Source organism: Microbacterium salitolerans, assembly GCF_019720895.1.
Taxonomy (GTDB): Bacteria; Actinomycetota; Actinomycetes; order Actinomycetales; family Microbacteriaceae; genus Microbacterium.
The window spans coordinates 510,634-522,409 of the sequence record NZ_JAHKSH010000003.1; the positions used below are offsets into that span (position 1 = coordinate 510,634).

Genomic DNA, 11,776 nt, shown 5'->3' on the forward strand with positions numbered 1-11,776 from the left:
AGAAAGGCACTCATGACCCGTTCGCTTCCCGACGACTTCCTGTTCGGCGCCGCCACCGCGGCCTACCAGATCGAGGGCGCCGCGTTCGAGGAAGGGCGCACCGCGAGCATCTGGGACGCGTTCGCGCGCGTGCCCGGCGCGGTGATCGCCGGCGACAACGGCGACGTCGCATGCGATCACTACCACCGGTACGCCGACGACGTCGCGCTGATGAAGGACCTGGGGATCCAGTCGTATCGCTTCTCGACGTCGTGGTCGCGCGTGCGGCCCGACGGCGGCGACGTCAACGCGGCGGGCGTCGACTTCTACTCGCGCCTCGTCGACGAGCTGCTCGATGCCGAGATCCTCCCCTGGCTCACGCTGTATCACTGGGACATGCCGCAGGCGCTCGAGGAGCGGGGCGGCTGGACGTCCCGCGACACGGTCGATCGCTTCGTCGAGTACGCGCTCACGATGCACGACGCTCTCGGCGACCGCGTCGACATCTGGACGACGCTCAACGAGCCGTGGTGCTCGTCGTTCCTCTCGTACACGGCCGGCGCACACGCCCCGGGGCGGCAGAGCGTGCACGACGGGCTGCTCGCGTCGCACCACCTCCTGCTCGCCCACGGACGCACGATCTCCGAGCTGCGCGCCCGCGATCCCGAGCTCGATCTCGGCATCACGCTGAACCTCACGGTCGCCGAGCCGGCGGACCCGTCCGATGCCGCCGACCGCGATGCCGCCCGTCGCATCGACGGGCAGTTCAACAGGTGGTTCCTGGATCCGATCCTCCGCGGATCCTTCCCCCAGGACATCGTCGAGGACATCCGTCGCGTGGACGCTCCGGCCGTGGACGCGTTCGTCGCGGCTGTGCGGCCCGGCGATCTCGACACGATCTCGCAGCCCCTCGACTTCCTCGGCGTGAACTACTATCACGGCGAGTTCGTCGGCGGCCGCCCCGCCGAGACGGCGCCCGCCGGCGATCAGGCCGCCACGGGCCGCGCCGTCGGGTCGCCGTTCCCCTCGCACGAAGGGATCCACTGGCACGAGCGCGGGCTCGAACGCACGGGCATGGGCTGGGAGGTGCAGCCCGAGGGGCTCACGCGGCTCCTGACGCGCGTCGCGGACGAGTACTCCGCCGTCCCGCTCTTCGTCACCGAGAACGGCGCGGCGTACGACGACGAGGTCGTGGACGGATCGATCGACGACGCCGAGCGCGCCGCCTACGTGCGTGCGCACGTCGCGGCGGTCGCCGATGCCATCGACCAGGGCGTCGACGTGCGCGGCTACTTCTATTGGTCGCTGCTCGACAACTTCGAGTGGGCGTGGGGGTACGACAAGCGCTTCGGCATCGTGCACGTCGACTACGAGACGCAGACGCGCACGGTGAAGCGCTCGGGCGCGGAATACGCCGGGATCATCGCGGACCGCGCCGTCTGACGCGGTCCCGCGGCTCGTTGTGCGGAATGATGGGGGAATCCGGGAGGAGGATGCGATGAACCCGAACAGCGAGGGAGCGGCGACGCTCGAGCAGGTCGCCGAGCGCGCGGGCGTCTCGCGGTCGACCGTCTCCCGCGTCGTCAACGGCGGATCCCGTGTGAGCGCCGACGCGCTCACGGCGGTCGAGCGGGCCATCGCCGAGCTCCGGTACGTGCCCAACCGCGCGGCGCGCTCGCTCGCGTCGCGGCAGACCCACGCCATCGCGCTCGTCGTCCCGGAGGACGCGACGCGCTTCTTCGGTGATCCGTACTTCGCCGCGGTCGTCTCCGGCATCAATGAGCGGATCGCCGACTCGCCGTACATGCTCGGTCTCTTCATCGCGTCCGACGACCCGGATGACAAGGCGACGAGCTTCGTCTCGTCGGGAAACGTCGACGGTGCGCTGATCGTGTCGCACCACACGAGCGACACCTACGTCGAGCGCATCGCCGCGTCGACGCCCGTCGTGTACGGCGGGCGTCCGATGCGCGTCCGCGACGGCGAGTTCTGGGTCGACGTCGACAACGTCGAAGGCGCCAGAATCGCGACGCGGCGCCTCGTGGAGTGCGGGCATCGCCGCATCGCCACGGTCGCGGGCCCCGTGGACATGCCGCCGGGCATCGACCGCCTCGCGGGGTTCCGCGAGGTGCTCGCGGAAGCCGGCCTGGAGCCGGTGGGTTCCGAGGACGGCGAGTTCACGGCCGAGGGGGGTGCGCGGGCGGTGGAGCGGATCCTCGACTCCGGGGCCGCGCCCGACGCGCTCTTCGTCGCGAGCGACCTCATGGCCCGCGGTGTGCTCAGCGCGCTCGCCCGTCGCGGCATCCGCACACCGGACGACGTCGCGGTCGTCGGGTTCGACGATTCGCCGGTCGCCACCGCCGTCACGCCGCAGCTCACGACCGTCCGCCAGCCGTCGCACGCGCAGGGCGCCGCGATGGCCGACACCCTCCTCCGTCGTCTGGCCGGCGAGGATCCGCCGCACGAGACGCTCCTCCCGCTCGAGCTCGTCGTCCGCGCGAGCGGCTGACGCGAGGGCGCCCATTCGCGTGACGCGGGCGACCCTTCCTCGACGGGCGAGGGGTCGTTCGCGTTACGTGAGTGCGAGCGCGCGGGCGCGGATCCCTTCGCGTGACGCGCGTGACCCTCCGCGGGGCCACGAAGGGCCGCAAGCGTCACCCGAGCGGATCCGCGGCTCACGCCTCGGGGTCGCCGCCCATCTGGCCGACGGCCGGGATCGGACCGCCGTCGTCGGCGCCCGTCCGGCGGGCACGTGCGATGAGGTTGCCGAGGTGGTAGATGACGAGCGCCGCCACGGTGCCGATGACGATGCCGCCGAACTCGAACCCCTCGACCTGCATCGTGAAGCCGGCGATGCCGATCACGAGGGCGACGGCGGCCGTGTACTGGTTGACGGGGCGCGAGAAGTCGACGCGGTTGTCCACCCAGATCTTGATGCCGATGATGCCGATCAGGCCGTAGAGCGCGGTCGTCACGCCGCCGAGCACACCGGCAGGGATCGAGTTGAACACGGCGCCGATCTTGGGCGAGAACGCGAGCACGATCGCGGCCGCGCCGGCGACCCAGTACACGGCGGTCGAGTACACGCGCGTCGCCGCCATGACGCCGATGTTCTCGCCGTAGGTGGTCGTGCCGGATCCGCCGCCGGCCCCCGCGGCCATGGTCGCGACGCCGTCGGCGATGAGCGCCCGGCCCGTATAGCGGTTGACGCTGTCGTCGGTCATCGTCGCGACGCCGCGCACGTGGCCGACGTTCTCGGCGACGAGCACGAGGACGACGGGCAGGAACATCGCGATCGTCGACCAGGTGCTGGGAGACGCGAAGTCGGGCACGTGGAACTGCGGCAGGCCGATCCACGCGGCCTGGTCGATGACCTCGGCGGGCGAGAGGCCCGTGTCGGGGTTCTCGACGCCGAAGTAGCCGGTCGCGGCACTGTACACGAAGCCGACGATGACGCCGAGGAAGATCGAGATGCGTCCGAGGAAGCCGCGGAACAGCACAGCGAAGAGGATCACGGCGACGAGCGTGATGGTCGCCGCGATGCCGTCGGCCTGGAAGTTGGACCACGCCGTCGGCGCGAGATTGAAGCCGATGAGCGCCACGATCGCGCCCGCGACGACCGGCGGCATCAGCCTGTCGACCCACCCCAGCCCCGCGACCTGCACGACGACGCCGACGACGGCCAGCAGCAGGCCGACCGCGATGATGCCGGCGAGCGCGGACCCGATGGCTCCCTGCGCCATCGCGGCTGTGATCGGCGCGATGAAGGCGAAGGAGGAACCGAGATAGCTGGGCAGGCGGTTGCCCGTGATGATGAGGAACAGAATCGTACCCAGGCCGCTGAACAGCAGCGTCGTCGACACGGGGAAGCCCGTGAGGGTCGGCACGAGGAACGTCGCGCCGAACATCGCGACGACGTGCTGCACGCCCATCGCGACAGTGGCGGGCCAGTTCAGGCGCTCGCCAGGGGCGACGACCTTTCCGGGAGCGACGGTGCGACCGTCGCCGTGCAGGGTCCAACCGAACATGCGGATCCTTCTTCTCGGTGCGGGGACCGGAAGAGAGCGCATGCCGGTCATATCAACGTTACCGGCCGCTTCCTCCCAGTTTCACGCGTGGGTTTCACGGCGACCCGTCGATGCGCTCGCATACGTCGATGGATCGGATTACGGTATCGCAGGGCCACTCTCACGAGGCGACGCATACGGAACCAGGACAAGGACATGGCGGACGAAGAGAAGCCGGAAGGCACAAAAGAGAGACGCGAGCCGGTGAAGAAGCTCGTGCGCGAGGTCACGCACCCCGCGCTCATCCCGGGAATCGGCGTCGAGGACACTCCGCGCGACTTCCCGACGAACTGGGTCGTGCTCGGGGTCGCCGGTGCCGCGACGATCGGCATCGTGCTGTGGGGCATCATCGCCCCCGACAACCTCCTCACGGTGGGGCAGAGCGCGCTCGGGTGGGTGACGGACAACTTCGGGTGGCTGTTCTCGCTGCTCGCGGTGGTCACGGTGCTGTTCATGTTCATCATCGGCTTCGGGCGCACGGGAGGCGTGCGGCTGGGGTCCGATGACGAGAAGCCGGAGTTCTCGACGATGGCGTGGGTGGCCATGCTGTTCTCAGCCGGCATGGGCATCGGCCTGCTGTTCTGGGGCGCGGCAGAGCCGCTCGACTTCTTCCAGAATGTCCCGCCGGGCATCGACGCCGAGCCGGGCTCGCGCGACGCGATGCTCGCCTCGCTCGCGCAGGCGACGCTCCATTGGGGGCCGATGGCGTGGGGCTTCTACGCGCTCGTCGGCGGCGCGATCGCCTACGCCGCGTACCGGCGCGGGCGCGCCCCGCTGATCTCGGCGATCCTCTACCCGATCTTCAAGGAGAAGACCGAGGGGTGGATCGGATCCGTCATCGACATCTTCGCGATCCTCGTCACGCTGTTCGGCACGTCCGTGACGCTGGGCCTCGGCACGCTGCAGGTCGCGGCGGGCGTCGAGGTCGTCTCGGGCATCGGCGACGTCGGGAACGCCGGTCTCATCATCATCGTGACCGTGTTGGCCGCCGGGTTCGTCGTGTCGGCCGTCTCGGGCATCAAGCGCGGCATCCGCATGCTCTCGAACATCAACATGGTCCTCGCGGGCGTCATCGCGCTGATCGTGTTCGTCTTCGGCCCGATCGTGTTCCTCCTGAACATGATCCCCGCGGCCGTCCCCGGCTTCTTCGACAACCTCTTCCTGATGCTGTCGCGCAACGCGGCGCAGGGCGAGGAGGCGAAGGCGTTCGTGAACTCCTGGACGAACTACTACTGGGCCTGGTGGATCTCGTGGACGCCGTTCGTGGGCATGTTCATCGCGAAGATCTCGCGCGGCCGCACGCTGCGCGAGTTCGTCACGGTCGTCATCATCGTCCCGTCGATCGTCAGCGTCCTCTGGTTCGGCATCATGGGCGGCGCCGCGATGTTCTTCGACGAGCAGTCGGGTGGCGAGCTCACGGCGGCCTACGGCGAGGGCGGTGCGCAGAGCGTGCTGTACGCGCTCTTCAGCGCGCTGCAGTCGAACCTCGTGATCGGCGGCTGGGAGGTCCCGATCGCGACGATCCTCAACATCGGCGCGATGATCTCGATCATCCTGTTCTTCGTGACGTCGGCCGACTCGGCCTCGATCGTGATGGGATCCATCAGCCAGCGCGGCCGTCCCGAGCCCCAGACGTGGATCACGGTGATGTGGGGCATCCTGCTCGCCGCGACGTCGCTCGTGCTGCTCCTCGCGGGCGGAACGAACGCGCTCGACGGCCTGCAGGCGGTCATGATCGTCACGGCGCTGCCGTTCGCGGTGATCCTCATCGGGATCCTGTTCTCCTGGGCGTCGGATCTGCGCAACGATCCATACATCATCCGCCGCAAGTTCGCACAGGCCGCGATCGCGCAGGGTGTCCGCAAGGGCATCGAGGAGCACGGCGACGACTTCGTGTTCGACGCGACCGAGGTGGCGCCGAAGCACGGCGCGGGCTCGGGGATCGACACGGACGACCCAGCGCTCACCGAGTGGTGGTCCACCGCCACGGGGCAGATCGAGATCGTGCCGCAGGCGACGACGGCGGAGGACATCGCGCGCACGCTCGAGCCGGGGCGGATCCAGGCTCCCGGGCCCCAGGATCCGTCGCACACGGCGTCCGGCGACGCGTCGCTCACGGTCGGCGAGAACCGTCGTCGGCGTCGTCCGCGTGACGACGAAGAAGACGAGGGCGACAGCGAGAAGTAGTGCACGGGGAGGGCGCCGGGGATCCGCTCCCCGGCGCCCTTCGTGTGCGCGGTGGGTGCGCAGGGGCACCGGGTCGACGGGTTCGTCTCGTTGTCGATGCACTCGCATGGACTCACCGGTCCCGCTACTGTTTTGCACGCGTGTACGCACCTGCCCGACACAGAACTGGAGACGGTGATGGACGATCGACCGCAATCGGGGGAGGGGCCCGAGAGGAAAGAGCCCGTCAGGAGCCTCCTCCGGGAGGTGACCCACCCGGCCCTCATCCCGGGCATCGGCGTAGAGGACACCCCACGCAGATTCTCGACGAACTGGCTCGTCGTCGCCATCGCCGGGGTCGCGGTGCTCGCCGTCGCGATCTGGGGGTTCGTGAGCCCCGAGGGCATCGCCGCGGCGGGAACAGCCGCTCTCACCTGGACGACGGACAGCTTCGGCTGGCTGTTCTCGCTGCTCGCCGTCGTGAGCATCGGCTTCATGCTGGCGATCGGCTACGGCCGAACGGGGGGTGTGCGCCTCGGTTCCGACGATGAGAAGCCGGAGTTCTCGACGACGGCATGGGTGGCCATGCTCTTCTCGGCCGGCATGGGCATCGGACTGCTCTTCTGGGGCCCGAGTGAGCCGCTCATCTACTTCGCGGACGTGCCCTACGGGTTCGACGCGGAGCCGGGGTCGCGCGATGCGATGCTGACGGCGCTCGCGCAGTCGATCCTCCACTGGGGTCCGATCGCGTGGTCGTTCTACGCGCTCGTCGGCGGGGCGATCGCATACGCGGCCTATCGTCGTGGCCGCGCGCCGCTCATCTCCGCGGTGCTGTCCCCGATCTTCCGGGAGAAGACCGAGGGGTGGATCGGATCCGTCATCGACATCTTCGCGATCATCGTGACGCTGTTCGGAACGGCCGTCACCCTGGGCATGGGAGCCCTGCAGATCACGGCGGGCGTCGAAGTGGTCACGGGCATCGGCCCGCTCGGGAACGGCGCCATCGTCGTCGTCATCACGGTCCTCACCGCGGCGTTCGTCGTCTCGGCGGTGTCGGGCATCAAGCGCGGGATCCGCATCCTGTCGAACATCAACATGGTGCTCGCCGGCATCATCGGCGTGCTGATCTTCATCGGCGGTCCGACGCTGTTCCTCCTGAACATGGTCCCGGCCGGCGCTACGTCATTCCTCGGGGAGCTGTGGACGATGCTGTCGCGCAACCCCGCTCAGGGCGAGGAAGCGGCGGCTTTCATGGGCAGCTGGACGAACTACTACTGGGCCTGGTGGATCTCGTGGACGCCGTTCGTGGGCATGTTCATCGCGAAGATCTCGCGCGGTCGCACGCTGCGCGAGTTCGTCACGGTCGTCATCATCGTCCCGTCGATCGTCTGCATCGTGTGGTTCGGCGTCATGGGCGGCACGACGATGCTCTACGACGAGCAGACCGGCGGAGGTCTGACCGAGATCCGGGGCGAGGCAGGGAACGAGGGCGTGCTGTTCGGGGTCTTCGACGTCCTGCAGTCGAACCTGGTGTTCGGAGGCGTCGAGCTGCCGATCTCGACGGTGCTGTCGGTCGCCGCGATGATCTCGATCATCCTGTTCTTCGTGACATCGGCCGATTCCGCGGCGATCGTCATGGGGTCCATGAGCCAGCGCGGGCGCCCCGAGCCGACCACGTGGATCACGATCATGTGGGGAGTCCTGCTCGGAGCGGCCTCACTCGCCCTGCTGCTCGCCGGCGGCGAGAACGCGCTGTCCGGACTGCAGTCGATCATGGTCGTGACGGCGCTGCCGTTCGCGGTGATCCTCATCGGGATCCTGTTCGCGTGGGGCAAGGACCTGCGGACGGATCCGTACATGCTCCGCCGGAGGTTCGCGAAGGCGGCGATCGCGCAGGGCGTTCGCCGGGGCATCGAGGAGCACGGCGACGACTTCGTGTTCGACGCGACGGAGGTCGCTCCGCAGCACGGCGCGGGGTCAGGCATCGACACCTCGGATCCGACCTACACGGAGTGGTGGACGGCTGCCACCGGACAGATCCCGACGGTGCCGCAGGCGACGACGGCGGAGGACATCGCGCGCACGCTCGAGCCGGGGCGGATCCAGGCTCCCGGGCCCCAGGATCCGTCGCACACGGCGTCCGGCGACGCGTCGCTCACGGTCGGCGAGAACCGTCGTCGGCGTCGTCCGCGTGACGGCGAAGAAGACGGCGGCGAGAAGTAGCGCATACACAGGGCGCCGGGAACTCCGTTCCCGGCGCCCTTCGCGTGCGTCACGCCGTCATGCGCTCCAGCAGCTCGCGGTAGCGGGCGACGGTGCGGTCGATGATCTCGGCGGGCAGCTCGGGTGGCGTTCCCTCTCGGTTCCAGTTCGCGGCAAGCCAGTCGCGCACGATCTGCTTGTCGAAGCTCGCCATGCGCTCGGCGGGCGTGGATCCGGTGTCCCACGCCTGCTTCTCCCAGTACCGCGACGAGTCGCTCGTGAGCACCTCGTCGGCCAGCCGCAGCGTGCCGTGCTCGTCGGTCCCGAACTCGAACTTCGTATCGGCGAGGAGGAGGCCCTTCGCCTCGGCCGCCGCGGCGGCGCGCGTGTAGATCGCGAGCGAGGTGTCGCGCAGCTCGGCGGCGCGTTCGGCGCCGACGAGCTCGACGGTCTTCTCGAACGAGATGTTCTCGTCGTGCTCGCCGAGCGGCGCCTTGTAGGCGGGGGTGTAGATCGGCTCCGGAAGGCGGTCGCCGTTCTGCAGACCGGCCGGCAGGACGATGCCGCAGACGGTGCCGTGCTCCTGATACTCGAGCCAGCCGGACCCGGTGATGTAGCCGCGCACGACGCACTCGACCGGCAGCATGTCGAGCGAGCGCACGACCATGCCGCGCCCTGCGGCGTCCGCCGGGGCCTCCTCGCCGGTCAGGTGGTTCGGGATTGCCGCGCCGCCGTCCGCGCCCGCGAGCTGGTCGAACCACCACATGCTGAGTCGCGTGAGCAGCTCGCCCTTGCCGGGGATCCCCGGCTCGAGCACGTGGTCGAAGGCGCTGACGCGGTCGCTCGCGACGACGAGCATCGTCGCGGATCCGTCCTCCGGTCGATACAGATCGCGCACCTTTCCCGAGTAGACGTGCTTCCAACCGGGGATCTGGGGTGCGTCGCTCATCCGTCCATTATGACGAGCCCGATGCGCGCGCTGCGCGGGTGCCCGTTCGCGTCAGCTCTGCACCACCCGGATCCAGCTGATCGCCGTGCCCTTCGCGCTGGAGAAGCGGAACAGGTGCGCGATGTGGATCGTGGCGGATCCGCGGGTCCAGGATCCGCCGGTCGCGCCCTCCTTGCCGTGCGTGACGGCCATGTCGAGGTGTGCGCGGGTGAGGTCGCCGCGGATGCGCGCGAGCTCGGCGACGACGTCCTCGATGCCGTGGGCGGAGCCGCCGGCATGTTCCAGGGTGACGTCGTCCGTGAGCACGGCGCGGATGCCCGCCGAGTCGTCGAGCGCGAGCGCCTGCTCCCATTCGGCGAGCAGGGTGTTCTTCGGCGAGTTGCCGCAGTTCTCGAGGCCCGTGAACTCCATGGCGCCCAGGCTACGCGCGCGGGGGCCGCCCCCGCAGGTGGTGCTCCCGGCCTCACTCGAGGGCCGTGCTCCCGGCGCCCCGGTCGAGGCCGAGCGTGGCGAGGAGATCCTCGTGCAGCTGGAACCACACCCGGTGGCAGGAGTCGAAGACACCAGGTCCTTCCTCGGGCCTGCTCTCCGATCGACATGGGGGGCCGTTCGCCCCGTTATCCACACCCCAGAACTGGGACTGGACAGCCCAGAGCACGCCCTGGATAGCGTCGCGGCATGACAGCGATTCCGCCGCGTCCTCCTCCTCCTCCGACAGTGCCGCCTCTCCGTCGACGGCCTCGACCGTGGGGAGTGCTCGTCTCCCTCTTCGCGATGTGGGCGGTTGCGTTTCCCGTCGGCCCGGTTGCGACGGTGCTCGAGCCCGACCTCATTGTGAGCCTGCTTTCTCTGGGCGTCTTCGCGCTGCCGATCTTCTGGGTGGCGTCGGCGGTGGGTGTGCTCGCCCTCGGCACGTACCTGCACCGCACGGTGCGGGCGTTCCGTCGTGCGTGGATCCTCATCCCCGTCATGGCTTCGGGGCTCGCAGTGCTGTCGTTCGGGTGGCTGTGGGATCAGGCGTCCGGCGACGGCTGGCTGGAGCCGCTCCTCGTGCACACGGGCGCATTCGCCGCGGCGGGCACGGCGGTGGGCCTGCTCGTCGCGTTCTGCGCGTCGCTGATGGGCTACGCACGCAGCAGGCAGGGCGCGGCCGACACGAGCGGGCCGGATCCACGGGTGCAAGATAGAGGTGATGCGCGCACAGACCCCTCCTGACGAGCGCTGGCGGGGAGTCCAATCGGGTGCCCTGCTGATCGGCATGGGCGTCATGGCGGCGATCTACGCGCCGCAGCCGCTGCTCGCCGAGATCGCCGCGCATTTCGGGCGCAGCGCGTTCGAAGCGAACCTCGTCGTGTCGATGACCACGCTCGGGATCGCGTTGGGCGTGTTCCCGGCGTCCTGGGTAGCCGATCGCGTCGGCCGCGGCCGCACCATCGCGGTCTCGCTGGCGGGCGGCGCCGTCCTCACGGCGGTCACGGCGCTCGTGGATGACTGGTGGCTGCTCGTCGCATCTCGCATCGTGGGCGGGCTCATCATGAGCGGCGTGCTCGTCTCGGCTGTCGTCTGGACCGGCGGGGCGGTTCCGGGGTCCCGCCGGGCGCGGGTCGCGGCCGCCTACATCGCCGGCACGACGGCCGGAGGGATGATCGGGCGCCTCCTGGCGGGTCTCGTCACCGAGTGGCTCGGCTGGCGGGCGGGGATCCTCGCGGTCGACGTCGTGGTCCTCGTGAGCGGCGCCGTCGGCGTCCTGCTCGTGGCGCTCCTCGCCCGTCGGCGCGCGCGGGCCGCCCCCACCGCGCGCGCATCGGATTCGAGGCCCTCGCCGCTGACCACTCGGTGGGTCGTGCGCGCCGGCCTCTTCGGCGTCGGATTCTTCGCGATGTGCGCGTTCATCGGCGTCTTCAACGCCGTCGCCTTCCGCATGCTCGAGCCGCCCTTCTCATACGGCGTCGGCCTCACCTCGATGCTGTTCCTGGCCTACATCGCCGGGACCGCGACATCGATGCGCGCCGGCGTCGCGCTCGAGCGATTCGGCGTGCGCCGCGCGATCCTGATCGGCATCGGACTCATGGCGCTCGGCCACCTGCTCACTCTGCCCGAGAACCTCGTGTCGGTGATCGCCGGGCTCGTCGCGCTCGCCGGAGGGTTCTTCCTCGCGCACGCGGTCGCGAGCGCGACCGTCCCCGCGGTGTCGCCGAAACCCGTCGTCGGATCCGCCTGGTACACGCTGTTCTACTACGCGGGATCCTCCGTCAGCTCCCTCGCCCTCGGGTGGGCGTGGGACGCGGGGCGGTGGCCCCTGGTCGTGGGGATGGCACTCGCGTTCGCCGCCTGCACGGCGCTCGCGACGATCGCGATCCCCGGCACGCTCGGACGGCGCCGGTCAGACGCCTGACGGCGCCCGGCCGAGTGC

At 69.8% G+C, this 11,776-nt stretch carries 9 protein-coding genes; 6 read left to right on the plus strand and 3 right to left on the minus strand.

Features of this window, described 5'->3' with window-relative positions; translation table 11 throughout:
* The first annotated feature begins 12 nt into the window (after positions 1-12).
* Together KOL93_RS08915 and KOL93_RS08920 are read left to right on the plus strand one after the other, a co-directional pair.
* Positions 13-1,422, plus strand: coding sequence for a GH1 family beta-glucosidase (locus KOL93_RS08915; RefSeq protein WP_221584981.1), 1,410 nt, complete (start codon positions 13-15; stop codon positions 1,420-1,422).
* A gap of 55 nt (positions 1,423-1,477) precedes the next feature.
* Positions 1,478-2,488, plus strand: a complete 1,011-nt coding sequence (locus tag KOL93_RS08920) for a LacI family DNA-binding transcriptional regulator (RefSeq protein ID WP_221584982.1) — start codon at positions 1,478-1,480, stop codon at positions 2,486-2,488.
* Between the two features lie 166 nt (positions 2,489-2,654).
* On the opposite strand, the gene KOL93_RS08925 is transcribed toward KOL93_RS08920, so the two are convergent.
* Positions 2,655-4,007 (minus strand): uracil-xanthine permease family protein, encoded by a 1,353-nt coding sequence (locus KOL93_RS08925; RefSeq protein ID WP_221584983.1) that lies wholly within the window; start codon positions 4,005-4,007, stop codon positions 2,655-2,657.
* A gap of 195 nt (positions 4,008-4,202) precedes the next feature.
* On the opposite strand from KOL93_RS08925, the gene KOL93_RS08930 reads away from it, so the two are divergent.
* The gene (locus KOL93_RS08930) at positions 4,203-6,233 is read left to right on the plus strand and encodes a BCCT family transporter (RefSeq protein ID WP_221584984.1); all 2,031 of its coding nucleotides are present in this window, start codon (positions 4,203-4,205) and stop codon (positions 6,231-6,233) included.
* Positions 6,234-6,479: 246 nt separating this feature from the next.
* Positions 6,480-8,435: a BCCT family transporter gene (locus KOL93_RS08935; protein WP_308291589.1), complete on the plus strand. Its 1,956-nt coding sequence runs from the start codon at positions 6,480-6,482 to the stop codon at positions 8,433-8,435.
* Between the two features lie 49 nt (positions 8,436-8,484).
* Here the strand turns inward: KOL93_RS08935 and KOL93_RS08940 are convergent, their stop codons facing one another.
* Positions 8,485-9,363 carry a phosphoribosylaminoimidazolesuccinocarboxamide synthase gene (locus KOL93_RS08940; protein ID WP_221584986.1) on the minus strand — a complete coding sequence of 293 codons (879 nt, stop codon included), beginning with the start codon at positions 9,361-9,363 and terminating at the stop codon, positions 8,485-8,487.
* Positions 9,364-9,414: 51 nt separating this feature from the next.
* A complete protein-coding gene (locus KOL93_RS08945) occupies positions 9,415-9,774 on the minus strand; it encodes a nuclear transport factor 2 family protein (protein ID WP_221584987.1) in 360 nt (119 codons plus the stop codon).
* 342 nt (positions 9,775-10,116) lie between these two features.
* On the opposite strand from KOL93_RS08945, the gene KOL93_RS08950 reads away from it, so the two are divergent.
* The gene (locus KOL93_RS08950; RefSeq protein ID WP_221584988.1) at positions 10,117-10,578 is read left to right on the plus strand and encodes a hypothetical protein; all 462 of its coding nucleotides are present in this window, start codon (positions 10,117-10,119) and stop codon (positions 10,576-10,578) included.
* Positions 10,556-11,758 carry an MFS transporter gene (locus KOL93_RS08955; RefSeq protein ID WP_221584989.1) on the plus strand — a complete coding sequence of 401 codons (1,203 nt, stop codon included), beginning with the start codon at positions 10,556-10,558 and terminating at the stop codon, positions 11,756-11,758. The genes KOL93_RS08950 and KOL93_RS08955 overlap by 23 nt, the downstream gene beginning before the upstream one ends.
* The last annotated feature ends 18 nt before the right edge of the window (positions 11,759-11,776 follow it).

Bases quoted from the DNA above. Each gene is read 5' to 3' on its own strand.
- KOL93_RS08955 (WP_221584989.1), top strand. From the start codon at position 10,556: ATGCGCGCACAGACCCCTCCTGACGAGCGCTGGCGGGGAGTCCAATCG.
- KOL93_RS08925 (WP_221584983.1), bottom strand. From the start codon at position 4,007: ATGTTCGGTTGGACCCTGCACGGCGACGGTCGCACCGTCGCTCCCGGA.
- KOL93_RS08920 (WP_221584982.1), top strand. From the start codon at position 1,478: ATGAACCCGAACAGCGAGGGAGCGGCGACGCTCGAGCAGGTCGCCGAG.
- KOL93_RS08930 (WP_221584984.1), top strand. From the start codon at position 4,203: ATGGCGGACGAAGAGAAGCCGGAAGGCACAAAAGAGAGACGCGAGCCG.
- KOL93_RS08915 (WP_221584981.1), top strand. From the start codon at position 13: ATGACCCGTTCGCTTCCCGACGACTTCCTGTTCGGCGCCGCCACCGCG.
- KOL93_RS08945 (WP_221584987.1), bottom strand. From the start codon at position 9,774: ATGGAGTTCACGGGCCTCGAGAACTGCGGCAACTCGCCGAAGAACACC.
- KOL93_RS08940 (WP_221584986.1), bottom strand. From the start codon at position 9,363: ATGAGCGACGCACCCCAGATCCCCGGTTGGAAGCACGTCTACTCGGGA.